We start from the raw sequence: 23,969 nt of genomic DNA, 5'->3' as shown, positions 1-23,969 counted from the left end.
CGCGTCAGAAGTAGTCGCGCACGTGGACCTGACGGCCGCCGAACAGGGCGGTCCACGTGGCGTCGTCGTCCGCCGGACCGGTCAGCTCGCCGGCCAGGCGCAGGTTCGCCGCCGACTGCGCGCCGGCGTACAGCTGCGCCAGGCCGCGCGCCGAGAACACCGGCCGGTCGGCAGCGCCGGCGGCCTCACGGGCCGCCTCGCCGGCCGCGGCGGCCGGTGACGGGCCGGGAGCGGCGGCGGTGACACCGTCGGACACCTCGAGGACGAAGGCGCCGTCGAGGCCCGCGCCGCGGACCGCGAACGGCAGGCGCGCCGTGAGCGGCGTGAGCCGCAGGCCGCTCAAGGCGCCCACCACGTCGAGCACGCTCAGCATGTAGGGACGGGTGCGCACGACCGTCGTGGTGAGGTCGGGCAGGACGTGCCACGCGGGGTCCAGGCCCGACGTCGCGACGCGCACCCTCCCCACGACCGACGACGACGCCCCGAGGAACCGCCAGAGCGCACGGGCGGCGCCGCCCGTGACGGAGACGAGGTCGTCGACCTGGATGACGGCGGTGCGGGGGTCGTAGCCCTGGCCGCGGTCCCAGGTGGTGAACCCGGTGATCTCGCCGTCCTCGAGCGCGACCGTCACCCCCGTGTAGTCCTCGAGCCACTCCCGGTCGGTGCTGAAGGGTGCCTCCGCGCGGGCGAGCGGGCCGTTCTGCGCGGACGACCAGCGGGCGTGCACCCCGGCGAGGGCCGGGAGGTCCGCCTGCGTGGCCCGGCGCACGTCGACGCCGGGCGCGGGCGCGACCCGCTGGAGCGCCGACGAGGGCAGCTCGACAGCGTCGAACGATCCCACGATCTCGTATCCCCAGCCGCGGTAGATCCCCGGCGCCGTGGGGAACAGCGTCGAGACCGCCTCGCCGCGGCCGCGCGCCTCCGCCAGCGCGGCGTCCATCAGCGGGCGCAGCAGGCCTTCGCCGCGACGCTCGGCCACGACGGCGACCCCGGCGACCCCGGCGGTGGGGACGCGGTCGCCGTGGAACCAGGAGGTCATGCTGAAGACGGTCAGCCGCGCGACGAGCGTGTCGCCGTCGAACGCTCCCCAGGACCGGCCCGGCGAGGCCGCCCACTCCTCCTCGGGAGGGAGCGGGGCCGGGGCGCCCGAGGAGCCGTACGCCTCCGAGCCCAGGGTGCGGGACCCGGCGAGGTCGGCGTACCGGAGTCGACGGACCTGGAGGTCTGCGCTGAGGCTCATCCGGCGACCGTACCCCGTGCGGGGGGCGCCGGCGGTGAGCAGGCGGTCATCTCTTGCCACCATACCTGGAGGTAGGTATGGTGGCCGCATGGTCGACTCCCGGTCGCGGCTCGTCGAGGCCGCACAACAGCTCTTCGCCCAGCAGGGCGTGGGCGCCACGAGCCCGCGCGAGGTGCTGGCAGCGAGCGGAGTCGGGCAGGGCAGCCTCTACCACCACTTCCCCACCAAGCACGATCTTGCGTTCGCCGCGGTCACCGCCACGGCTGCCGAGACCCTGGGGCGTGCCCGGGAGCAGCTTCGGGCGAACGGCCCCGCGTGGGACCGCGTCATCGCGTACCTCGATCGGCCACGGGATGCGCTCGCGGGCTGCCGCGTGGGCCGCCTCACCGCCGACGAGGCGGTCATGACGGACGACGAGCTGCGCGGCGGGGTCGCCTCCTACTTCGTCGAGCTGCTCGACGAGGTCGCGGCGGCCTTCCGCGAGGCGGGCCTCCCGGCGGAGGCCGCAGCCGACCGCGCGCACGCCGCTGTCGCCGTCATCCAGGGCGGGTACGTCCTGTCTCGTGCCACCCAGGACGCCGAGGCGATGCGCTCAGCGATCCGTGGGTTCGTGGCCCTGCTGCAGACCGACGCCCCGGCACCCGCCGGCGCCTGACCCGCCCTACTACCGAGGAGAGCCGATGCACCCGGATACCGCACCGCCGTCCGGCACCACGTTCCGCGAGCGCGTGCGCGCCCTGCCCACCTTCGGCCCCGGCCTCCCCGCGCTCGATCCCAAGGACACGCCCTCGACCCCGCACGAGCTGTTCGTCCGGTGGTTCGACCAGGCGGTGGACGCCGGGGTGCAGGCACCCCACGCGATGACGCTCGCGACGGCCGACGCCGCGGGCCGCGTGCACGCCCGCACGGTGGTGCTCAAGGACGTGTCGGCGGACGGCTGGTGGTTCGCGGGGCACGCGACGAGCGGCAAGGGCCGGGACCTCGCGGAGAACCCGCACGCCGCCCTGACCTTCCTCTGGCGCGAGCTCGGCCGCCAGGTCCGCGTGACGGGACCCGCCGTACCGGCCGACCCGGAGAAGAGCGCCGCCGACTTCCTCGCCCAGCCGGACCACTCGCGCGCCGCGGGGCTCGTGAACCGGCAGGGCGAGCCCCTCGGCTCCCGCGAGGACTACACGGCCGCGTTCGCGAACGCGCTCGACACCGTCCGCGCCGAGCCGGGCACGGTCTCACCCACGTGGACGTCGTACTCGCTCGCTCCCACAGAGGTGGAGTTCTGGCAGTCGAGCGACACCACGGGACAGACACGGCTGCTCTACCGCACCGACGGCAACGACTGGACGAAGGGACTCCTGTGGCCATGAGCACCGACCCGAGCACCATCCACCCCGAGGTCACGCAGCACATCCTCACCGACACGGCGGCCGCGCTCGACGCGCTGATCGAGGCCGTGCGCGCGCTGCCCGAGGGTGCCGAGCGCGAGCCGTCGGCCCTGCCCGGCTGGACCCGGGGGCACGTCCTCGGCCACGTGGCCGGGAACGGCCGCGCGCAGGCCCGCCAGGCCGAGCACGCCGCCCGTGGCGAGACCGTCGAGTACTACGACGGCGGCCCGGCGGGCCGCGACGCGGAGATCGAGGCGGACTCGACCCTGAGCGTGGCGCAGCACGTCGCGGCGCTGGAGGCGGTGCGCGAGCGGCACGCCGTCGGCTGGCCCGTCGCGGGTGCGCCGCTGTGGGCCGCACCGGTCGCCTACCGGAACGGCGTGCTGCACGACTGCCTGTTCGCGTGGTGGCGGGAGCTGCGCATCCACTCGGTCGACGCCCTGGTCGGGATCGGGTTCGACTCGTGGGACGACGAGCTGTGCGGGCACCTCCTGGCCTGGCTCGCCCCACGGCTGCCGGAGGGCGTGACGGTGGCGCCCGAGCCTGCGCCGACCGGGCAGGCCGGGCAGGCCGACGTGGCCGAGCCGACCGGGACCGTCGTCGCGGGCGACCTCCGCGACGTGGTCGCATGGCTCGCCGGACGGGAGCCCGAGCGGGCTCCGCGGGCCGTCCGGAACGGCACGGAGGTTCCCCTCCCGGAACTGCTGCCATGGCCGTGATCGGCCCGCTGCTGCCGAATTGACCGTGAGGGACGTCACGCGCCCGGACCCTGTGACCTGAGTCACGGACTTCGTTCAGTATTTCACAAGCGTCGTAGTCTGTGGCGCGTGACTTCCTACTCACGGACCGGAGACGAGGTCGACGTCGCGCTCGTCGGCGGCGGCATCATGAGTGCCACGCTGGGCGCGCTCCTCAGTCTCCTGGAGCCGACCTGGACCATCAGGATCTACGAGCGCCTGGACGACGTCGCTCTCGAGTCGTCGAGCCCGTGGAACAACGCGGGCACCGGCCACGCTGCGCTGTGCGAGCTGAACTACACGCCGGAGCGCGTGGACGGCTCGATCGACATCAGCAAGGCGGTGAAGATCAACGAGCAGTTCCAGGTCTCGCGCGAGTTCTGGAACCACCTGCTGACCGCGGGGCTCATGGAGGGCACGGAGTTCATCAACGTCACGCCGCACATGACGTTCGTGCGCGGCGAGGAGAACGTGGACTACCTCCGCCGCCGCTTCGAGACGCTGCGCGAGCACCCGTTGTTCAACGACCTCGAGTTCACCGCCGACCCCGCCGTGATCCAGCAGTGGGCACCCCTGCTGGTCGAGGCCCGCGACCCGAGCGAGCCCGTCGCGGCGACGCGCGCCGCCGGCGGCACCGACGTCGACTTCGGGGCGCTCACCCGCAAGCTGGTGGACCTGGCCGTCGAACAGGGCGCGGAGCTGCACGTCGAGCACGAGGTCAAGGGCCTCAAGAAGCTCAAGGACGGCCGCTGGAAGCTCACGCTGCGCGACCGGTCCTGGAATGCCCCCACCCGCAGCAAGACCGTCACGGCTCGCTTCGTGTTCGTCGGCGCGGGCGGCGGCGCGCTGCCGCTGCTGCAGGCCTCGGGCATCAAGGAGATCCGTGGCTACGGCGGCTTCCCGATCAGCGGCGAGTTCCTGCGCACAGAGGTCCCGGAGGTCGTCGCCCAGCACCACGCCAAGGTGTACGGCAAGGCCGACGTCGGCGCCCCGCCGATGTCCGTGCCGCACCTCGACACCCGCGTGGTGGACGGCAAGAGCTACCTGATGTTCGGCCCGTACGCCGGGTTCAGCCCCAAGTACCTCAAGAAGGGCAAGTACCTGGGCCTCATCACGTCGCTCCGGGCGCACAACCTCTTCTCGATGCTCGGCGCCGGCGTGAAGAACCTCGACCTCACGCAGTACCTCGTGGGCCAGGTCGTGGCGCAGCCGGAGACCAAGTTCCACGAGCTGCAGCGCTTCATGCCCACCGCGCAGCCCGGCGACTGGGAGACCATCACCGCCGGCCAGCGCGTCCAGGTCATCAAGTGGGTCAAGGGCAAGGGTGGCGTGCTGGAGTTCGGCACCGAGGTCATCGCCGCCCAGGACGGCTCCATCGCCGGTCTGCTCGGCGCCTCCCCCGGCGCGTCGACCGCTGTCTCCGCGATGGTGGCCCTCCTCGAGCGCTGCTTCCCGGGCCGCTACGCCGACTGGGCTCCCGCGCTCGGCTCGATGATGCCGAGCCTGGGCGGCATGGCCGACGACGCCGCCTCGCTCACCTCAGGCGAGCAGGTCGCGGCGCAGTAGCCGCCCTCCCCGCCGATCTCGTGCGTGATCGGTAGCTCGGTGCGTGATCGGCAGTTCGAACTGCCGATCACGCACCGGACTACCGATCTCAGCGCGCCACCTCGGCATCAAGCAGGGCTTCGGTCAGGGCAGGTAGGGGTGCAGGTAGCCGCACATGCCCAGGGTCTCGTTGGGGCCGCCGTCGAGCGTGCTGACCGTCGCCCCCGCCAGGTGCGCCACCGACCCGGCCGCGAGGGCTTCGACGTGCGTCGCGCTGAGCGACGCCTGCGCGCCCGGCCCCGCGGCCAGCAGCTCGCGCCAGCGCGGCAGCCGCTCCGACACGAGGGCGCCCGCAGCCTCGTGGAACTGGCGCAGGGCGTCGCCGTCCCCGGCCTCCACGGCCGCGCGCAGCCGGAGATATCCGCTCACGGCGAGGTCTCGTCGGGCCCGGGCCAGGTCCTCCGACGGCGTCCCGGCCGCGTCGCGCACGTTCGCTGCGGCCGCGTAGGCGGCGGGGTCCGCCACCACATCGGGCGGGAAGGTCATGACGGCGTCGCCCGCCTCCGGGAGCCCGCTGTTCGACATGACGACCAGCACGTGCAGGTCGCCGTCGTTGATCGCGCGGTGGATGGTGCCCGGCGGGAACCAGACGACGCGGCCCGGCTCCAGCGGATGCACCCGCACACCGTCCGTGGTGAGCGTCTCGAGGCGACCCGAACCGCCGAGCACCACGTAGCACTCGGTCGAGACCAGGTGCAGGTGCGGGGAACCGCCCGCGAGCCCGTCCTCGGTGGGCCAGGGGTACACGCGCAGGTCGCTGAGCCCGACGGCTCCGGGCAGGACAGTGGTCGACGTCGTCACGCTCTCATCCTGCCCTACGACCGCTGGCCCCGGTAAGCGCTTCCAGGCCCAGGACGAGGCGTTGCGTAGTAGATTCGACTACGTGACCGACCAGCGCTCGCGAGCCGAGGTACCGAACTGGCAGCACCGGGCGGACTACATCCGCACTCGATCGACGAGAAAGGAATCCGCTGGCGAGACGAACATCGAGCCGAAATGGGCCAACGAGGCGTTCGCCGACGTAGACGCAGTCGTGTTCTCTCCCGACCCCGCGTCGACGAAAGGGCTCTCCGACCGAACCATCGGTTGGTCCGCCAGCGCTGGGTTCCTGATAACGGTCATCACCGTCCGCGAGGCCGGGAAGCTGTGGGGCGCGAACGCATGGAAGTCGAGCGACACCGACCGACGCCACTACCAACGCGCGACTACATCCGTCGACCACAAGGTCGACGGGGAGCAGGGAGATGGAGGACCTGATGACTGAGAGCACGCACATCGAGGCGCTTCTGGCCGAGGTAGCCGAGGAGTCAGAGGCACGACGCCACGACCCCCTGCCCGAAACTGCCGTCGGCGTGCGCCGTTCCGACGGCCCCGCACCGCGGGTGCTATCGGTCCGGCTCACTGACGCCCAGTACCAACGGCTCGTCAAGGCAGCCGGCGACCGGGACCTGCCCGTGTCGACGATGGCGCGCCTGGCAATCCTCGAGCACCTCGACCAGACTGCCCGCCCCGCCTCCGGACCCATCGACCTCACCGCTGTGACCGCTGCGCTGCGCGAGGTTATCCGCCCCGAGTTCCTCAAGGCCGACTGACCGAGAACAGCCCACTCACACCGGCAGCCGCTTGCGCCACTCGCGGATCGCCACCGCGGGGCGTTGCCGGTTCGTGCCGTCCCAGTCCACGTCGAAGCCGTGCCGCGCCAGGGTGTCCACGACCTCCCGGCCCGCGGCCACCTCCTTCTCGACGACCGCCACGTCACCGAACGCACCGAACGCCAGGTGCAGCCTCGACCCAGCGTCACCCAGGTCGTCCGCGTCCTGCTGGTGGAAGAACGTGTAGGCCCACGGACCCGCCGCGCCGCCCGGCGCGGCCGCACCGCCACCAGCGTCCACCACCGCCGCGGGCACCTCCTCGAGGATCTCGGCATGCCCGCACGTCTGGCAGCACGTGAAGTTCATGCGCGCCACCACCCCCTTGCGCTCGAGCTCCTCGAACGCGGCGGCCAGCCGCGCGAAGTCGCCCTCGTCCTCCCAGTCCGCCTGCTCGGTGAGCCGGGCCGCCCACTCCTGCTGGACCACGCGCTCCACGGTGCCCTCGGCGAGGCTGAGGTCCGCGTCGTCGACCTCGTCCATCGCGAGCCTCACGGTGCTCTCCAGTACCTCGTCGTAGGACCAGAAGCCTGTCCGGATCTGCGCCCGGGCGTGGTCGCGCGCGAGTGCCACCACGTCCTCGACCGTCTGCTGCACATCGCTCATACCGGCACCCTAGAACCGCTCACCCACACTCCCGGGAGGCACTCCGGAATGCCGCCAGGTGGGGCATGGTTGGACCGTCGCCACCACCTGAGACCACCCCCTGAATCACCACCTGAGACCACCACCTCAGACCACCACCTAGGACGGGAACCATGACGGTAGAGCTCGGTATCGACACCTTCGGCGACGTGACGTTCGACGACGCCGGGAGGCCCAAGGCTCATGCCCAGGTGCTGCGCGACCTCGTGGAGCAGGGCGTGCTCGCCGACCAGGTGGGCCTGGACGTGATCGGCGTCGGCGAGCACCACCGCGAGGACTTCGCCGTGTCCGCGCCGGAGGTCGTGCTCGCGGCGATCGCCGCGAGGACCGAGCACATCCGCCTCAGCTCGGCCGTCACCGTGCTGAGCAGCGACGACCCCGTGCGCGTGTACCAGCGCTTCGCCACGCTCGACGGACTGAGCGAGGGCCGCGCCGAGGTGGTCCTCGGCAGGGGGTCGTTCACCGAGTCGTTCCCGCTGTTCGGGTACGACCTCCAGGACTACGAGGCGCTCTTCGAGGAGAAGCTCGCCCTGTTCGCCGCGCTGCTCCCGCAGGAGCCGGTCACCTGGGAGGGCCGTCTGCGCCCGTCGATCGACAACTTCTCGGTCTACCCCCGCGTCGAGGGCACGCTGCGCACCTGGGTGGGCGTGGGCGGCAGCCCGCAGTCGGTGGTCCGCGCGGCGAGCCACGGCCTGCCGCTGGTCGTCGCGATCATCGGCGGGGCGTCGGCACAGTTCGGCCCGATCGTGGACCTTTATCACCGGGCTCTCGAGAAGCTCGGCAAGCCCGACCTCCCGGTCGCCGTCCACTCCCCCGGCCACGTCGCGGACACGGACGAGGAGGCCAAGGAGCAGCTCTGGCCCCACTACGAGCAGCTGATGAACCGGATCGGCCGCGAGCGCGGCTGGGGCCCCACCAACCGGTCGCAGTTCGAGGCGACGGCGTCCCGTGAGGGCGCCCTGTACGTGGGGTCGCCCGAGACGGTGGCCCGCAAGATCGCCACGACGGTGAAGACCTTGGGGCTGTCCCGCTTCGACCTGAAGTACGCGAACGGGACCCTGCCCCACTCGCAGCTGATGCGGTCGATCGAGCTCTACGGCACCCGGGTGGCACCCCTGGTCAAGGACCTCCTCGCGGAGGCCTGACGGCGCGTCGCCATCGCCCCGCCGCCTCGAACTACTTCGAAGGAATGCCGGGAGTAGCCTGCCTCACATGGCCACCGATCCGCGACAATCCGCTCATCCGGATGAGCGTGCCGCTGACCGGTCCGTCGCCGTCGTGCGCCGCCCCCGGGCGACCGTCTACACCGTGGCACGGACCGCCGGGGTGTCCATCTCGACCGTCTCGCTCGCCATCAACCAGCCGCACCGGGTCGCGGACGCCACCCGCAAGCGGATCGTCGCGGCGGCCCGGGCGCTGGGCTACCGCCCGGACGGCGCCTGGCGTGCCCGCACCGGCGGGCGCCCCGTGGGGATCGCCGTGGCCGCGCCGTTCACGAGCTATTCGAGCTACTCGCGGCGCATGTCCGGAGTGCTCGACCGGCTTCGCGACTCCGGGATCGACGTGATGATCTACGACCTCGAGGCAGCCACCGCCGCCGGGACACCCCTCCTCGACGCCCTGCCGGTCCGCGCGGGAGTCGACGGGATCCTCGTCATGGGGGTGTCCCTGTCGACCGACGGCGGCTCCCGGCTCGCGGAGTGGGGTCCGCCCGTGGTGCTGCTCGACGCGCAGGAGGACCGGACGCCGTCGGTCCTCATGGACGACGAGCAGGGCGGGCTGCTCGTGGGCCGGCACCTCGCCGAGCTGGGACACCGCCGGGTCGCGTTCCTCCGGGACGAGCCGCGGTCCCCGGACACCGCCTCGGCGAGCGCGCTCCGCCGCAAGGGCCTCGCCGAAGGGCTCGGGGCGCCTGAGCGCGCCGAGGTGGTCGCGCTCGACGCGTCCGCGGCCACCGACGGCGGCACCGCCCTGCTCGCAGCCGTCCGCGACGGCGTCACCGCCATCTTCGCCACGCACGACGAGCTCGCTGCCCTCGTCAGCAGCGGGCTCCGCGCGGCCGGGATCCGCGTCCCCGGGGACGTCTCGCTCGTGGGGTTCGACGACGGCCCGCTCGCCGCCGCCCTCGATCTCACCACCGTGCGGCAACCGTTCGAGGAGTCCGGGCGCACGGCCGCCGACCTGCTGCTCCGCCTCATGGCCGACGGCACGAGCGTGATGCGCACGACGCTCGCCGTCAAGCTCATGGTGCGGACCAGCACGGCGCGCGCGGTCGACCTCGCGGCGACCCGGTAGGACGGCGCTCGGTCGCGACCGCACGTCCCACCCAAAGGAATCGCCCAGATGAGACCGGTCGAGGATGATGGATCCATGACCACGGCACGCATTCACGAGGCGCATAGACGCCTCTTCCGCCTCGTGGCATACACACGGGCAGCGCGGAAGCCCGGCGCGCTCACAGGCCGGATCTGGATCAGCGACGACGTCGACACGCTCTCGAACACCGAGCTCGCAGAGTGGTACGGCGCTTAGGGGCCTCTCAACCCCCGACCCGCGCCCCGATCCGCTCCACCACCCCCGCCAGCACCGGCGCCGCGATCCCGTGCGCCTGCGCCCGCCGCAGCATCGCTCCCCCGATCGCGTCGAGCTCGCCGGGGTTCCCCGCCTCGACGTCGGCCTGGAGCGACGACCGCATGGTCGCCGGGAACCCGCGCAGGATCCCGAGCAGCTCGTCGCCGCCCGTCGGCACGCCCTCGGCGGTGGCGACGGCCGCCACCTCGGCCACGAGCGCCCCGACCAGCCCCGGATCACGGTCCAGAGCTACCCCCAGAGAGGACTCCGTGAGGGTCGTGAGCAGGGCCATCGGCCCCAGGAACCGCAGCTTCTTCCACAGGACCTCGGCTTGCGCGCCGCCGGCCGCCACCTCGATGGGCGTGTCCCGGAGGGCGTCCACCAGGGAGAGGTGGGCCGCGTCGTCGGGCACGACGATCCTCAGGAGGTGACCGCGGTGCCGCACCCGCGGCGGGCCGAAGCCGCCCGCGCCGGTCCGGAGCGTCTCGCCCGCGATCGTCGCGCCCGCCACGTCGAGGCCCGGCAGCGCCGCGCGGAGCGCGTCAAGGTGCTCGAGCCCGTTGAGCAAGGTCACCACCTCTGCCGGCGCGGACCGAACGAGCCGGGCGGCCGCGTCCGCGACCCCCTCGGCCTTGACCGCCACCACGACCCGGGCGCCCCGTGGCACCTCGGTCACGGCCGGCAGGTCCGCGTGCCAGGTGCCGTACTCGTCCGTCTCGATGTCCAGCCCGTGCTCCGCGACCTGGCGGGCGGTGCGCTCCCGGGCGACCACGACGACGTCGTGCCCCGCCTGCTGGAGCATCGCGGCCACGAGGCCGCCGATGGCGCCCACCCCCACGACGGCGACGACGGGCAGGTCAGGAGGGGTGCTCGCGCTGGTCACCGGTTCACCCTACGACCGCACGTCGCGGAAGGGGAGCCCATGGTCAGAACGTGCTCTGACGCTCCTCAGAGCTCCCGGAGGATCGCCTCCACCTGGTCCTTCGCGTCGCCGAAGAGCATCTGCGTGTTCTCCCGGAAGAACAGCGGGTTCTGCACGCCCGCGTAGCCGGTGGCCATGGAGCGCTTGAACACCACCACGTCGGCCGCCTTCCACACCTCCAGGACAGGCATGCCCGCGATGGGCGACGAGGGGTCGTCCTGCGCGGCCGGGTTGACGGTGTCGTTGGCGCCGATGACGAGCACCACGTCGGTGGCCGGCAGGTCGCCGTTGATCTCGTCCATGCCCTCGACGACGTCGTACGGCACGCGGGCCTCCGCGAGCAGCACGTTCATGTGGCCGGGCAGCCGGCCGGCGACGGGGTGGATGCCGAACCGGACCCGGACGCCGCGGTCGCCGAGCCGCGCGGCCAGGTCCGCGACGGGATACTGCGCCTTGGCCACGGCCATGCCGTAGCCGGGCACGATCACCACGCTGCGTGCGGCGGTGAGCAGCGCCGCCACGGCGGGCGCGGTGGTCTCCCGGTGCTCCCCCTGCGGCCCGACGGCGGACGGGTCGCCTCCCGCGGTCGCGTCACCCGTGCCGAACCCGCCCAGGATCACGCTCACGAACGACCGGTTCATGGCCTTGCACATGAGGTACGACAGGATCGCGCCGGACGAGCCCACCAGGGCGCCCGTGATGATCAGCAGGTCGTTGCCGAGCATGAAGCCGGCCGCCGCGGCGGCCCACCCGGAGTACGAGTTGAGCATCGAGACGACGACCGGCATGTCGCCCCCGCCGATCGCCGCCACCAGGTGCCAGCCCAGCGCGAGCGCGACGACGGTCATGAGCAGGAGCGGCAGCAGGCCGCCGGTCGCCGCCCGGGCGAACCACCAGCCCAGCAGCACGCTGACCAGCACCATGCCGAGGTTGAGCCAGTTGCGGCCCGGCAGCGTCAGCGGCGCCGACCGGATGCGGGCCGACAGCTTGAGGAACGCGACCACCGACCCGGTGAACGTCACGGCGCCCACCAGCACGCCCACGAACACCTCGACCAGGTGGACGGTGTCCGTGGCGCCCGCCGCGGCATCGGTGAGGAAGGACCCGTATCCCACGAGCACCGCGGCGAGGCCCACGAACGAGTGCAGGAGCGCGATGAGCTCCGGCATCTGCGTCATCTCGACGGTCCGGGCGCGCCACGTGCCCACCGCCGCGCCGACCACGAGCACCAGCACGATGAGGGCCGCGGTCACCGCGACCGGTCGCTCGGACCGCTCCAGCGCGAGCCCGACGGTGGCCGCGAGCGCGAGCACCATGCCGCCCATCCCGAGGAGCACGCCCCGGCGGGCCGTCTCCTGCTTCGAGAGCCCGGCCAGCGAGAGGATGAACAGGACGGCCGCGAGGAGGTAGACGGCCTGGACCACCGACGTGACGTTCATGCCCCACCCCCGCGGCGGAACATGCCCAGCATCCGGTGCGTCACGAGGAACCCTCCGAAGATGTTGATGCTCGCCACCGCGGCGGCCACCACCGCGAGCAGCGTCACCACCCAGCTCGACGAGCCGATCTGGAGCAGCGCGCCCACGAGGATGATCCCCGACACGGCGTTGGTCTGGGCCATCAGCGGCGTGTGCAGGGAGTGGCTCACGTGCGAGATGACGTAGAAGCCCACGACCACCGCGAGCGCCAGCACCGTGAAGTGCCCGGCGAGCGACGGCGGGGACACGGACACGAGCAGCCCGGCCGCGACGACGCCCAGGGCGAGGGCGACGCGGGAGGCGAGCGTCCGGCGTCGGGCGGCGTCCTTGTCCTCCACGGGCGGGGGCGGCGGGGCGGCGGCGGACGCCGTGACCGCGACCGGTGGGGGCGGCCAGAGCACCTCGCCCGCGTGGGCGACGGTCATGCCGCGCACCACGGGGTCGGCGAGGTCGAGCACGAGGTGCCCGTCCTTGCCGGGCGTCACCAGGGCGAGCAGGTTCGCGACGGCGGTGCCGACCAGCTCGGAGGTGTGCCGCGGCATGCGGGCCGGCAGGTCCGTGTACCCGAGGACCACGACGCCGCCCGGGGTGACCACGCGCTCCCCCGGCACGGTCAGCTCGCAGTTGCCGCCGCCGGACGCGGCGAGGTCCACGATCACGCTGCCGGGCCGCATCCCGGCGACCATCTCGGCGGTGAGCGTCCGGGGGGCGACGCCGCGCACGAGCGCGGTGGTGACCACGACGTCGGCGGCGGCCGTCTCGGCGGCGTAGACGCGGGCGGCCGCGGCCTCCTGGTCGCTGGTGAGGGCCGAGGCGTAGCCGTCGGCGCTGACCTGCTGGGTGGCGGCGTCGGCCCGGACGAACGTCGCGCCCATGGACTCGATCTGCTCGGCGACCTCGGGTCGCACGTCGAAGGCCCGGACGCGGGCACCGAGGCTGACGGCGGCGCCGATCGCCGCCAGGCCGGCCACGCCGGCGCCGATCACGAAGACTGTGGCGGGCTTGGTGGTGCCGGCCGCGGTGATCTGACCGCCGAACATGCCGCCGTACTCGGCCGCCGCCTCCACGACGCCGCGGTAGCCCGCCACGTTGGAGAGGGCGCTGAGCACGTCGAGCGCCTGGGCGCGGGAGATGCGCGGCACGGCGTCGAGCGCCAGGGCGGTCACGCCGCCCGCGGCGAGCGCCTGGACGCGCCCGGGGTTCGTCGCGGGCCCGAGCTGGGCGACGAGGAAGGATCCTGCGGGCGGCTCGCGGTCCACCGGCCCGACGGCCGTCACCACGTCGGCGGCCCAGACGTCGTCGGCCGAGCCGACGGCGGCCCCCGCCGCGGCGTAGCCGGCGTCCGCGAGGCTGGCCCCCGCACCTGCCCCCGCCTCGACGACCACGTCGTACCCGAGGGCGACCAGCCTGCTCACGCTCGACGGTGTGGCGGCGACGAGCCGCCCCTGCTCCCGTGGGACCCCGATACGCATGCGACCTCCCGCTCGTCATGGCGCGCGCCGGTCCGGGCGACGCTGCCACAGGCAAGGTATCGCTGCACGCGTGCCGAGCGCCCGGCGCGTCGTTGCGTGTCCGTGTTGCGCAGGTCACTCGCGCGCGTCAGCAACGCGGTTGCCGACCCGGCCGCCGCGTCGGCCGCCGACCCGGCCGCCGGGCCGGTCAGGCCCGGCGCAAGCCCGCCAGTCGGTCGGGGTTGCGGAACACCAGCACCCGGGCCACGCGGTCGCCGTCGAGCTCGGCGAGCGCGGCCATGACCGGCTCCCCGTCGGCCAGCCAGAGCGTTCCGGTCTCGCCGTTGATCTCCGCGGGCACGGCCTCGAGGCCGGTCACGTCCTCCTGCCCGGCGAACGCGATCAGGGCGCGCGCCACCTTGTCCTGGCCGCGGATCACGCGGCGGGCGGCGCGGGCCCTGCCCCCGCCGTCGGTCACGAGCTCGATCCCGGGTGCGAGCGCCTCGACCAGCGACGCCACGTCGCCCGTGAAGCACGCGCCGAGGAACCGCTCGGTCACCTCCTCCGTGCGCTCCGGCGGCGCGTACCGGGGCCGCCGGGCGCGCACGTGCTCCCGCGCCCGGTGCGCCACCTGCCGCACCGCCGCCTCCGTGCGGTCGAGGGCCGCGGCCACCTCCGCGTAGGGAAGGTCGAAGACGTCGTGCAGCACGAACACCGCGCGCTCCAGCGGCGACAGCGCCTCCAGCACGACGAGGAGCGCCATCGACACGTCCTCCGCGCGCTCGACCGGCAGGGCGGCGTCCGACGACGTGAGGAGCGGGTCCGGCAGCCACGGCCCCACGTACGTCTCGCGCGACCGCTTCAGCGCGCGCAGCCGGTCGAGGGCGAGGTTGGTCGTCACGCGCACCAGGTAGGCGCGCGGGTCCTGGACGTGCGAGCGGTCGCCCGACGACCAGCGCAGCCACGCCTCCTGGACCACGTCCTCGGCGTCGGCCGCGGCGCCGAGCATCTCGTACGCGACGGTGAAGAGGAGGCGGCGGTGGTCGGCGAACGGCCGCGCGAGCTCGTCGGTCACGGTGGGCGGCGTGGCCGTCACGGCCTCGGCGTACTTCGCGGCGTCCATGTCCTCATGCTGCGCCTGCCCAGTACCCGACGTCCACGCACGTGGCACTCGTCACAACGGCCGCGGTCACCAGTCCTGCGCCACCTCCGTGGGCGGCGGGAACGTCACGGGCAGGCTGAGCGGGAACCGGGCCCACAGCGACGGTGCCCAGGGGATCTGGTCGGGCTCCGCCGCCAGGCGCACCTCGAGCCGCCGGAGCAGCGTCGAGATGGCCACGCGGGCGATGATCCGGGCCAGGCGGGGCGCCGGGCAGGAGTGCGGACCCGTACCGAACGAGAGGTGGGCCCGGTTGCCCACCTCGTCCCACGGGTCCTCCGTGTGCACCTGCCGGTCGGTGTTGGCCGCCTGGACCGCCATCACGAGGGCGTCGCCCTTGCGGACGTACTTGCCGTCGATCTGGACGTCCTGCGTGGCGTAGCGGGGGGACAGGTGCGCCGAGGGCGCCGCGTACCAGAGGACGTGGTCCAGGGCGTCGTCGAGGTCCATGCGGCCGCCCGCGAGCCGGTTGGCGACCCGGCTGTCGCTGAGCAGGATCCGCAGGGTCTGGGTGATCCACGACATCGTGTACCCGTCGCCCGCACCCACCACCGCGAAGATCGTGTTCATCACCTCGAGGTCGTTCTCGAACCCCGGGTGCTGCACCAGAGCCGTCGTCAGGTCCGGCCGCGGGTCGGCGCGCCGGGACGCGATGTGCCGGAAGACGATCGCGCCCATCTCCTCGCCGCTGGAGGAAGCGTTGTCGCCGCCGGTCCAGACAGCCCGCGCCAGCTCGACCAGGCGACGGCTCGTCTGCTCGTCGAAACCGAGCAGGTCCGCCGTGGCGAGCATCGGGATCATCGCCGCGTACTCCCACACGAGGTCGGCGCTGCCGCGGTCCGCGAACCGGTCGACGAGGGACTCGCACTGCCGCCGGACGCTGTCCACCATCGCCGACTCGTCCACCCCGGCGAACGCGTCGTCCACGGGCTCCCGGAGCCGGCGGCGCTGCTCGCCGTCCTGCAGGTCGGCCGCCATACGGCCCTGGGGGTTGATCACCTGGAGCAGCGTGCCCGAGGCGGGCAGCACGGAGTGCCCGTTCCAGTAACGCGGGTTGTGGGAGAACAGCCGCTCGTTCCGCATGACCTCGCAGATCTCGCGGTGGCCCAGCACCAGCCACGCGGGCACGCCCGGTTCCATGTCCACGGGCGCCACGACGCCCCACTCACGCTCGAGCCGGTCGTACTCGGGCCGGGTGTCCGGCGCGGTGGTGATGTCGGTCAGCAGCGTCAGGCCGGTCAGTCCGTCCAGCACGAGCGGTCCGGCGTCTTGCTGGTTCGTCCCGGCGCCCTCGGACGCGCTCGTTCCTGTCATTCCGGCCACGGTCGTCCCGGTCATGTCCGCGCTCCCCCGTCGGCGATGTTCGACGGCGGGATGCTATCGGAAAATCTTCGCCCCGAATTGCGCGTTTCGCGTGGCTCTTGTACGTAGGCGCCGCTTCAGGGCACGAGGGTGCCGGGATTCATGATCCTGGCGGGGTCCAGCTCGGCCTTGACGGCGCGCAGCACGCGCAGACCCACCGCGCCCACCTCGTGCTCCATCCAGCCGGCGTGGTCCGTGCCCACGCCGTGGTGGTGCGAGATGGTGCCACCAGCGGCGGTGATCGCGTCGTTGACCGCGGCCTTGGTCCTGGCCCACGTCTCCGCCGCGCGTGCCGGGTCGGTCCCGAGGTCGCCCACCACCGTGAAGTAGAGCGCCGCCCCCGTGGGGTACACGTGCGAGACGTGGCACAAGATCTTGTGCCCGGACCGGCCAAGGCCCGTCCGCAGCGCCTCGGTCACCGCCGTGCGCAGGCCGTGCAGCCCCGACCACGTCGTGGCCGTCTCGAGCGTCTCCACGAAGATGCCGTGCTCCAGCAGCGCGTCCCGCAGGTAGGGGGCGTCGAACCGGCCGTGCTCCCACGAGGCGGCGAGCCTCGGCGCCGCGGGCGTCCCGCCGGCCCCGGCCAGCACCCGGCTGGTGGCCTCGCGCCGTGCGGCGGCGAGCCCCGCCGGACCCTCGTGAAGCACCACGACCGAGCAGCCCTTGGTCAGCGCCTTGCCGATCGCCCCCACCTGAGCGAGGCTCACGGAAGTCTCCGCCTCGTCCGACAGCCGGATCACCGTGGGCCCCGTCCCCGCCTGCGCCACCTGGCGCAGCGCGTCGGCCCCCGCCGCGAAGTCCGGGAAGGTCCACGCGTCGGCGAAGGTCTCCTCGGGCAGCCGGTGCACCCGGACCCGCACCTCCGTGATCACGCCGAACGTGCCCTCCGAGCCGAGGAACAGCCGCACCAGGTCCGGCCCCGCCGACGAGCCTGGCGCGCGCCCGAGGTGCAGGGTCCCCGTCGGAGTCACCACGCGCAGGCCCGTCACCATCGTCTCGAACCGGCCGTGACCGGCCGAGTTCTGCCCCGACGAGCGCATCGCGGCGAAGCCGCCGACCGTGGCGAACCGGAAGCTCTGCGGGAAGTGCCCCAGCTCGAAGCCGCGAGCGCCCAGAGCAGCCTCCGCCTCGGGGCCGGTGGTACCCGCCCGGAGAGTCGCCTCGCCCGACACCTCGTCGAGCGACACGAGCCCGGTCAGCCGGCGCAGGTCGAGGCTCAGCACTCCGCGGTGCGCCCCGGCGTGCGGCGCGAGCCCGCCCGTGACCGCCGTGCCACCGCCGAACGGCACCACCGCGAGGCCGCGCTCCGTGGCCGTCCGGAGCACCTCCGCGACCTCGTCCTCGCTCCCGGGCAGCACGACGGCGCCCGGTGCCTCCTGCCGCTTCGCCCGGCGGCGGAGCAGGTCGGGCGTCGACTTGCCGCCCGCCCGCAGGAGGCGTGCGTCGCGGTCGGTCCGGACGTTGCCGGCACCGACCACCGCGGCGAGCGCCGCGACGTCCTCGGCGTCGAGCGGCGGGGTGATCACCTCGACCTCGTCCCAGGTGGGCGCGACGACCCGGCGGGGCACGCGGCCCACGACGCTGGTCAGGAGCAGCCGCAGCGACGCGGGCAGGGTCTTCGCGCGGGCAGGGTCGCCCCAGCCGTCCCACCGCATGTCGGCGCGCTCGCCGGTACCCGCCGCGTCCCCGTAGGTCACTGTCCGCCCTCGCCGTCGCCTGTGATGTGAGTTACAGTCTTACACATTATGGCAAAGCGTAACGTTCACAGCGCGGCAGCAGCCACGGAGACGCACCTCCTCGCGGTGGCGACCGAGATCCTGGTGGCCCGCGGCCCGCGCGGGCTGTCCGTGGCGGAGCTCGCGCGTGAGGCCGGCGTGAGCCGCCCCACGGTCTACCGCCGCTGGACGGACGCCCAGGACGTGGTCCGGGACGTGCTCGCCCACCGCGCCTCGGCGCTCATCGCCGAGGTGGGCTCCGAGCCGTCGACGCGCGACGAGATCGTGGACACCACCGTCACGTTCACCGCGCACCTCGAGAGCGACCCCCTGTTCTCCCGCCTCCTCGAGCGTGAGCCCGAGACGTTCACGCGCTGGACGTTCCAGCGCCTCGGCCGTGCCCAGCGCGTCCTTCTCGACCTGCTCACCACGGCCGTGACCCGCGCCCAGGCGCACGGTTCCGTGCGGCAGGGCCGGCCGTCAGACCTCGCGGCGATGGTGCTCCTGCTCTCCCAGTCGACGGTGCTCTCGCACGCCGCGGTGGCGGAGGTCCTTGACGACGCGACCCGGCAGGCCGAGCTGCGCCACGCCCTCGACGGGTACCTCCGGCCATGACCGGCACGGCTCTCCACGCCGCCCGCCGCGCCCGGGAGCTCGACGGCCTCGCCGGCCGCACGCTCGACCTCCTCGTCGTCGGCGGCGGGGTGACCGGGGCGGGCGTCGCGCTCGACGCGGCTGCCCGCGGCCTCGACGTGGCCCTGGTCGAGGCGCGCGACCTGGCGTTCGGCACGTCGAGGTGGAGCTCCAAGCTGGTGCACGGCGGCCTGCGCTACCTCGCTACGGGCGACCTCACGGTGGCCCGGGAGAGCGCCCGCGAGCGCCACCTCCTGATGACCCGCACGGCGCCGCACCTGGTCCGCGCCCTCCCGCAGGTCGCGCCGTTCGTGCCGTCCCTGTCCGGCGCGCAGCGGGTCTCCACCCGGGTCGGGTTCGCGCTGGGCGACCACCTGCGGTGGACGGCCGGCACGCCCGCCTCGGTGCTCCCCCGGCCTCGGCGCGTCACCTCGGAGGCCGTGCTGCGGCTGGCTCCAGCGACGGCGCGGACTGGTCTCGCGGGCGGGATGCTCGGCTATGACGGGCAGCTCGTGGACGACGCGCGGCTGGTCGTGGCCCTCGCCCGCACCGCGGCCGGGCTCGGCGCGTCCGTCCTCACCCGGGTGCGTGCCGAGCGTGTGACCGGTGACGGCGCCGACCTGGTCGACGGTGTCACCGGCGCCCGGCTCGCCGTCCGGGCGCGGGCGGTCGTCAACGCCTCGGGCGTCTGGGCGGGCACCGTGGACCCGTCGGTCCGGCTCCGGCCGAGCCGTGGCACGCACCTCGTGCTGCCCGCCGGCCTGCTCGGTGACCCGTCGGCGGCGCTGATGGCCGCGCTGCCCGGCTCGACGAGCCGGTTCGTCTTCGCCCTCCCGCAGCAGCTGGGGCGCGTGGTGGTGGGGCTCACGGACGAGGAGGCGCCCGGCCCGGTCCCCGACGTGCCCGAGCCGACGCCGGGCGAGGTCGCGTTCCTGCTCACCACGATCTCCCGGGTCCTGGAGCGCGACCTCGCGCCCGACGACGTCCTGGGCGCCTTCGCCGGCCTCCGCCCCCTGGTCGACACAGGCGACGGCGCCACCGCCGACCTCTCCCGCAAGCACCACGTCGGCGTCTCGGCCTCGGGCGTGGTGAACGTCCTGGGCGGCAAGCTCACCACGTACCGGGCGATGGCCCAGGGCGCCGTGGACGCCGCCGTCGCGCACTCCGGCCTGGCGGCCGGCCCGTGCCGCACGGCGTCGCTCCCCCTGGTCGGCGCGGGCTCTGTGCCCGACGGCGCCGCGCTCGCCCCCGGCGCGCTCGGCACGTGGCTCGTCGCCCGCCACGGCACGGAGGCGACCCGGGTCCTGGCCGACGCGGTGCAGCCGGGCGCACGGGACGCCGTCGGGCACGGGCTGGACCTGACCCGGGCCGAGATCGAGTGGGCCGTGACGCACGAGGGCGCGCTCGACGCGGACGACGTGCTGGACCGCCGCACGCGGATCGGGCTGGTGCCCGCGGACCGCGAGCGGGTGCGCAACGTCGTGGAGGAGCTCGTGGGCGGGACGCTCGCCCGGCTGGGTAGCTGAGCGGCTGACGGGGAAGGCCCGGGCGCGCGCATAATCGTCAGGTGCCCGACACCTCGACCATGCTGTCGTTCGCGGGGGTCTCCCTCGCGTTCGCGCTGCTGCCCGGACCCAACATGCTGTTCCTGACGGCGACCGCGGCCTCCCGGGGTCCCCGCCCGGCCTGGCGGTCCGCGCTCGGCGTGGAGACGGCCACCCTCCTGTTCGCCCTCCTCACCGCGTCCGGCCTGGGCGCCCTCGTGGCGGCGAGCACCGTCGTCTTCCAGACGGTGAAGTGGGCGGGCGTGGCCTACCTCGTCTGGCTGGGGATCCAGGCCTGGCGCGAGGCAGCCCGTCCCACGTCGTCCGGGCAGGTCGCCACCGCGGTGCCGCCGGGCAGCGACGGCCGGCGCGGCTTCCTCGTGGGGATCTCGAACCCGAAGGTGATCCTGTTCTTCGTCGCCCTGCTGCCCCAGTTCGTGCGGCCGGGTGCCGGGCCGGAGTGGCTTCAGCTGCTGGTCTTCGGGCTGTTCTTCACGGTGGTGGGGCTCGCGGTCGACGCCGTCTTCTGCCTGACGGCGGGGAGCGTGCGGCGTGCGCTGGCGGGACGGGTCTCCCACCCGGTCCTGCGGCGGGCTCCTGCCCTCACCTACTTCGGGCTAGCGGGCTGGGCGGCCTTCACCGGGCACCGGACGGCCTGAGCGGTCCAGGAGGACGAGCGACACCGCGAGCGCGAGCAGGCCCACGAGCCAGCCCCCGGGCACGTCGCTCAGCCAGTGGTAGTCGAGGACCACCATGACCGCGCCGACGGCCAGGGCGACCACCGCCGAGGCTGCCAGCGCGAGCCGGAGCCCGGCCCGGGACGGACGCAGGCCGCCCCGGCCGAAGACCAGGTACGACACCATCGCCCAGGTGTAGGCGGCGTTCGCGGCGTGGCCCGACGGGAAGGCGCGTCCACCGCCGTACAGCTCGTCCTCACCGGTCCACGGCATGGTCCGGCCCAGCCCGAACTTGAGGGAGTAGCCCACCACGGCGATGGTGGCGACACCGACGAGCACCGCCACGAGCGGGCCGCGGCTGCGCGAGCGGTACGAGAGCCAGGCCGCGAGCGGGATCACGACGGGGAGCGTGAAGAGCCGCTCGCCCCCCACGCTCGCGACGCCGTCGAGGACCTGCTTGACCCAGCCGCCGGGCAGGTGGGCGTCGGCCCACAGGTGGGACCGCCAGTCCCAGGCCACGAACGGGCCGCCGGCCAGCACCTGCCAGGTCGCGATCCCGAGGAGCAGTGCGGAGACGGCGCCCGTCAGCGTCGCGGGGTCGCGGACGGCGCTCACCCGCCACGGCCGCGTCGCGCTGTGCGACGTGGCGATCACATCGCCTGCCATACGTGCTTGCCTTCCGAGAGATCGGCCCGATGCTACGGCGCGGACATGGACGTCTCCGGACAGGTGTCTGAAGGGACGACGACGGGAGCGTAACGGTCTTGGGGAGCCCGGTTGTCACGCGGGGCCTCGCGCGGGCCTGGTGCTTGCGTGCTGCGGGCCCTGTGCGGGCCCCGGGCGGGACGGTGCGGGCCCGGGCGAGCCGGTGCGGGCCCGGCCGGGACGGGTCAGGCGGCCGTGCCGAGCTCGCTGGCGGTGACGGCGTCGTGGGGACGCAGCAGCCGGACGTCGTGCACCGCCGTCCAGAGCCGCCAGGAGATGCCGCCCTCGCGTGCCACGACCGTCACGTCGCAGCCCCGGCGTCCCAGGCCTGCCGCGGCGTCCGCGAAGATCCCGTCGCCGGACGCGATCACCACGTGGTCGAACCGTTCGGCGACGTCCTCCTCGAGCACACCCAGCAGGGCCAGGTCCGCGCCGTCGCGGCCGCTGCGCCAGACGTACCGGGCGGCGCCCCAGCCGTCGGCGATCGCGAGCGCCGCCGCGTGGCTGGAGCCGACGACGACCAGGTCGCCGTCGGCCACCGGCACGGCCCTCTGCAGGTTCCGGCGCGCGACCTGCACAGCGACGGAGTCGGGGAGGCCGGTCCCCGTGAGGTTCTCGATGTCCACCAGGTGCAGGGCACGGTCGCGGAACTCGCGTGGCATGCTGCGACGACGTTCTCTCACGGCTCGCTCCCGTCTCTCGCGCCTTCGCGATGGAGGTACAACGTAGACGCGGGACGCCGTCGGAAAGTTCCGCCACGCGCGAAGAAACCTGCACGCCACGACGTTTTTACCTGGAATGCGATGACTTCGCGCCGGGGGCGTCGTCGACCTGGGTACGAGGTGCGCGCCGATGCGTGCCGCACGACCCGAGGAGAGCGCGATGCGACACCTGAGAACCGCGGCGCCGCTGGCCGTCCTGGCACTGGCTCTGGCGGGAGCGACGGCTGCCCCGGTGGCGGCCGCGCCCGGGCCGGTGGCTGTGCCGGTGGCTGTGCAGGCCGCTGTGCCGGCGGCGGCCGAGACCGCCGTCACCGAGCACACCGGCACCATCGACGGTGCGCGCTACCGCGTCCAGGTCCCCGACGACTGGAACGGCACCCTGCTGCTGTACAGCCACGGGCACTACCCGGGCGAGTTCATCCCGCCCGAGTTCGTGCCGTTCCTGCTGGCGAACCAGGAGGCGACGGCCGACGCCCTCGTCGACCGCGGCTACGCGCTCGCGGCGTCGCTCTTCCAGAACGGCGGCCTCGACCTCACGGTGCCGACGGCCGTGCAGGACCAGCTGAACGTGCTCGCCTGGTTCGAGCAGAACGTGGGCGAGCCGGAGCGCACCTTCACCTACGGGTCGTCGATGGGCGTGGTCACCGCCCTCGAGCTCGCCGAGCGGGAGCCCGAGCGGGTCGACGGCGTCCTGGCGGTCGGCGGGGTGATCGACGTCGTCGGCTCGTTCGACGCGATCCTCGACCTCAACCTCGCGACCAAGGTGCTGCTCACCGACGGGACCGACGCGAACGGGAACCCGGTCGAGCTGGTGCACGCCACCGACCCCGCGGCGAGCCGCGACGCCCTCATGGCCGCGCTCGCGGCCGCGGCCGAGACCGAGGAGGGACGGGCGCGGATCGAGCTCATCGCGTCGCTCCACGACGTCACCGGCTGGTACGACGTGCTGAGCCCGGAGCCGGCCGACGCCGAGACGCGGGCCCGGGGCCAGGCGCAGTGGCTGATGTGGGCGTACACGGCCGGGCTGGGACCGTCGGCCCGCCGGGGCTGGGAGGCGATGCTGGGCGGCAACCCGTCGAGCACGTTCGACGGCGACTGGTCCGAGCGGCTGGCGCAGTCCGGTACCGCGCCGGAGGTGCGCGCCGCCTATGCCGCGGCGGGCCTCGACCTGGACGCGGACCTCGCCGCGCTCGACGCGGCGCCGGTGATCCCCGCCGACCCGGCCGCCCGTGCCGCGCTCGCGCAGCACCGGCCGGAGGGCACCACCCCGTCACCCGTCCTCACGATCCACACGACCGGTGACGGCGGGGCTCCGCCGTCGTCCGAGCGGTCGTTCCGCGACCGGGTGGCACAGGTGGGCGACCCCTCGCGGTACCGCAGCCTGTACGTCGGGCGGGGCGCCCACCTGACGGTGAACGTCGCCGAGGAGCTGGTCGCCCTGGAGGCGCTGGAGACGCGGGTCGAGACCGGCCGGTGGCCGTCGCTCAGCCCGCAGCACCTGAACGCGCGGGCCTGGGCGCACGGACCGGGTTACTTCTGGGTGTTCGACCCGGTGACCGGGGTGTCGGAGCACGACCCGGCCTTCGTCCACCTCGTGCCGCCGCGCCACGCCCGGCCGTCCTGGTGACGGGCGCCGCGGTGGACACGTCCACGTGATCGGTAGTTCGGTGCGTGATCGGTAGTTGTGAAGTCTCAGGACATCGTGCGCGGTTGTGTCTCAGGACATCGTGCACGGTCTGTCTCGGGACATCGTGCACGGTTGCTCATGGTCAACT

At 73.8% G+C, this 23,969-nt stretch carries 24 protein-coding genes; 13 read left to right on the top strand and 11 right to left on the bottom strand.

Annotation, left to right across the window (positions count from 1 at the left end):
- Window positions 1–4 precede the first annotated feature (4 nt).
- Complete coding sequence (locus D1350_RS15690) at window positions 5–1,240, bottom strand: GNAT family N-acetyltransferase (protein WP_164545187.1); 1,236 nt, start codon at window positions 1,238–1,240, stop codon at window positions 5–7.
- Window positions 1,241–1,328: 88 nt separating this feature from the next.
- Between D1350_RS15690 and D1350_RS15685 the strand changes: the two genes are divergently transcribed.
- From D1350_RS15685 to mqo, 4 genes are all read left to right on the top strand, one after another.
- Window positions 1,329–1,895 carry a TetR/AcrR family transcriptional regulator gene (locus tag D1350_RS15685; protein ID WP_125776980.1) on the top strand — a complete coding sequence of 189 codons (567 nt, stop codon included), beginning with the start codon at window positions 1,329–1,331 and terminating at the stop codon, window positions 1,893–1,895.
- Between the two features lie 25 nt (window positions 1,896–1,920).
- Window positions 1,921–2,601: a pyridoxine/pyridoxamine 5'-phosphate oxidase gene (locus D1350_RS15680; protein WP_125776979.1), complete on the top strand. Its 681-nt coding sequence runs from the start codon at window positions 1,921–1,923 to the stop codon at window positions 2,599–2,601.
- Window positions 2,598–3,338 (top strand): maleylpyruvate isomerase family mycothiol-dependent enzyme, encoded by a 741-nt coding sequence (locus tag D1350_RS15675; RefSeq protein ID WP_125776978.1) that lies wholly within the window; start codon window positions 2,598–2,600, stop codon window positions 3,336–3,338. Before D1350_RS15680 ends, D1350_RS15675 begins: the two co-directional genes overlap by 4 nt.
- Window positions 3,339–3,446: 108 nt before the next feature.
- Window positions 3,447–4,922 (top strand): malate dehydrogenase (quinone), encoded by a 1,476-nt coding sequence (gene mqo / locus D1350_RS15670; protein ID WP_276313760.1) that lies wholly within the window; start codon window positions 3,447–3,449, stop codon window positions 4,920–4,922.
- 123 nt (window positions 4,923–5,045) lie between these two features.
- On the opposite strand, the gene D1350_RS15665 is transcribed toward mqo, so the two are convergent.
- Window positions 5,046–5,762 (bottom strand): cupin domain-containing protein, encoded by a 717-nt coding sequence (locus D1350_RS15665; RefSeq protein WP_125776977.1) that lies wholly within the window; start codon window positions 5,760–5,762, stop codon window positions 5,046–5,048.
- A gap of 82 nt (window positions 5,763–5,844) precedes the next feature.
- On the opposite strand from D1350_RS15665, the gene D1350_RS15660 reads away from it, so the two are divergent.
- Window positions 5,845–6,225, top strand: coding sequence for a hypothetical protein (locus D1350_RS15660; RefSeq protein ID WP_206074564.1), 381 nt, complete (start codon window positions 5,845–5,847; stop codon window positions 6,223–6,225).
- On the top strand, window positions 6,218–6,553 hold the full coding sequence (locus D1350_RS15655; RefSeq protein ID WP_125776976.1) for a hypothetical protein: 336 nt from the start codon (window positions 6,218–6,220) through the stop codon (window positions 6,551–6,553). Before D1350_RS15660 ends, D1350_RS15655 begins: the two co-directional genes overlap by 8 nt.
- A gap of 15 nt (window positions 6,554–6,568) precedes the next feature.
- On the opposite strand, the gene D1350_RS15650 is transcribed toward D1350_RS15655, so the two are convergent.
- Complete coding sequence (locus D1350_RS15650) at window positions 6,569–7,216, bottom strand: DUF6891 domain-containing protein (RefSeq protein ID WP_125776975.1); 648 nt, start codon at window positions 7,214–7,216, stop codon at window positions 6,569–6,571.
- Between the two features lie 152 nt (window positions 7,217–7,368).
- Between D1350_RS15650 and D1350_RS15645 the strand changes: the two genes are divergently transcribed.
- From D1350_RS15645 to D1350_RS23790, 3 genes are all read left to right on the top strand, one after another.
- Entirely contained in the window at window positions 7,369–8,400 is a 1,032-nt protein-coding gene (locus D1350_RS15645) for an LLM class flavin-dependent oxidoreductase (protein WP_125776974.1), read from the top strand.
- Between the two features lie 67 nt (window positions 8,401–8,467).
- Complete coding sequence (locus D1350_RS15640) at window positions 8,468–9,550, top strand: LacI family DNA-binding transcriptional regulator (protein ID WP_125776973.1); 1,083 nt, start codon at window positions 8,468–8,470, stop codon at window positions 9,548–9,550.
- 75 nt (window positions 9,551–9,625) lie between these two features.
- A complete protein-coding gene (locus D1350_RS23790; protein ID WP_164545186.1) occupies window positions 9,626–9,787 on the top strand; it encodes a hypothetical protein in 162 nt (53 codons plus the stop codon).
- A 7-nt stretch (window positions 9,788–9,794) separates the two neighbouring features.
- Here the strand turns inward: D1350_RS23790 and D1350_RS15635 are convergent, their stop codons facing one another.
- The 6 genes from D1350_RS15635 to D1350_RS15610 all read right to left on the bottom strand — a co-directional run bounded on the left by D1350_RS15635 (window position 9,795) and on the right by D1350_RS15610 (window position 17,895).
- Window positions 9,795–10,709: a ketopantoate reductase family protein gene (locus D1350_RS15635; protein ID WP_240644142.1), complete on the bottom strand. Its 915-nt coding sequence runs from the start codon at window positions 10,707–10,709 to the stop codon at window positions 9,795–9,797.
- A 65-nt stretch (window positions 10,710–10,774) separates the two neighbouring features.
- Window positions 10,775–12,187 (bottom strand): Re/Si-specific NAD(P)(+) transhydrogenase subunit beta, encoded by a 1,413-nt coding sequence (gene pntB / locus D1350_RS15630; protein WP_125776972.1) that lies wholly within the window; start codon window positions 12,185–12,187, stop codon window positions 10,775–10,777.
- Window positions 12,184–13,698, bottom strand: coding sequence for a Re/Si-specific NAD(P)(+) transhydrogenase subunit alpha (locus D1350_RS15625; RefSeq protein WP_125776971.1), 1,515 nt, complete (start codon window positions 13,696–13,698; stop codon window positions 12,184–12,186). Before D1350_RS15625 ends, pntB begins: the two co-directional genes overlap by 4 nt.
- Before the next feature lie 187 nt (window positions 13,699–13,885).
- Complete coding sequence (gene sigJ / locus D1350_RS15620; protein WP_164545185.1) at window positions 13,886–14,800, bottom strand: RNA polymerase sigma factor SigJ; 915 nt, start codon at window positions 14,798–14,800, stop codon at window positions 13,886–13,888.
- A 66-nt stretch (window positions 14,801–14,866) separates the two neighbouring features.
- Window positions 14,867–16,174 carry a cytochrome P450 gene (locus tag D1350_RS15615; RefSeq protein WP_125776970.1) on the bottom strand — a complete coding sequence of 436 codons (1,308 nt, stop codon included), beginning with the start codon at window positions 16,172–16,174 and terminating at the stop codon, window positions 14,867–14,869.
- Window positions 16,175–16,275: 101 nt separating this feature from the next.
- The gene (locus tag D1350_RS15610) at window positions 16,276–17,895 is read right to left on the bottom strand and encodes an FAD-binding oxidoreductase (RefSeq protein ID WP_240644141.1); all 1,620 of its coding nucleotides are present in this window, start codon (window positions 17,893–17,895) and stop codon (window positions 16,276–16,278) included.
- Window positions 17,896–17,943: 48 nt separating this feature from the next.
- On the opposite strand from D1350_RS15610, the gene D1350_RS15605 reads away from it, so the two are divergent.
- The 3 genes from D1350_RS15605 to D1350_RS15595 are packed head-to-tail and all read left to right on the top strand — an operon-like array spanning window position 17,944 to window position 20,749.
- Window positions 17,944–18,528 carry a TetR/AcrR family transcriptional regulator gene (locus D1350_RS15605; RefSeq protein ID WP_125776969.1) on the top strand — a complete coding sequence of 195 codons (585 nt, stop codon included), beginning with the start codon at window positions 17,944–17,946 and terminating at the stop codon, window positions 18,526–18,528.
- Window positions 18,525–20,072, top strand: coding sequence for a glycerol-3-phosphate dehydrogenase/oxidase (locus tag D1350_RS15600; protein WP_125776968.1), 1,548 nt, complete (start codon window positions 18,525–18,527; stop codon window positions 20,070–20,072). The genes D1350_RS15605 and D1350_RS15600 overlap by 4 nt, the downstream gene beginning before the upstream one ends.
- A 41-nt stretch (window positions 20,073–20,113) precedes the next feature.
- Window positions 20,114–20,749: a LysE family translocator gene (locus D1350_RS15595; protein WP_125776967.1), complete on the top strand. Its 636-nt coding sequence runs from the start codon at window positions 20,114–20,116 to the stop codon at window positions 20,747–20,749.
- Here the strand turns inward: D1350_RS15595 and D1350_RS15590 are convergent.
- A complete protein-coding gene (locus tag D1350_RS15590; protein ID WP_125776966.1) occupies window positions 20,708–21,433 on the bottom strand; it encodes a phosphatase PAP2 family protein in 726 nt (241 codons plus the stop codon). The two genes, D1350_RS15595 and D1350_RS15590, sit on opposite strands and share 42 nt — an antisense overlap.
- A gap of 224 nt (window positions 21,434–21,657) precedes the next feature.
- Window positions 21,658–22,134, bottom strand: a complete 477-nt coding sequence (locus D1350_RS15585; protein WP_125776965.1) for an NYN domain-containing protein — start codon at window positions 22,132–22,134, stop codon at window positions 21,658–21,660.
- A 220-nt stretch (window positions 22,135–22,354) separates the two neighbouring features.
- Between D1350_RS15585 and D1350_RS15580 the strand changes: the two genes are divergently transcribed.
- Window positions 22,355–23,821 carry an alpha/beta hydrolase family protein gene (locus tag D1350_RS15580; RefSeq protein WP_125776964.1) on the top strand — a complete coding sequence of 489 codons (1,467 nt, stop codon included), beginning with the start codon at window positions 22,355–22,357 and terminating at the stop codon, window positions 23,819–23,821.
- Window positions 23,822–23,969: the final 148 nt, after the last annotated feature.

Source organism: Antribacter gilvus (assembly GCF_003946865.1).
In the GTDB taxonomy this organism is placed as follows: Bacteria; Actinomycetota; Actinomycetes; order Actinomycetales; family Cellulomonadaceae; genus Antribacter; species Antribacter gilvus.
This window is presented reverse-complemented; position numbering and strand designations above follow the sequence as displayed.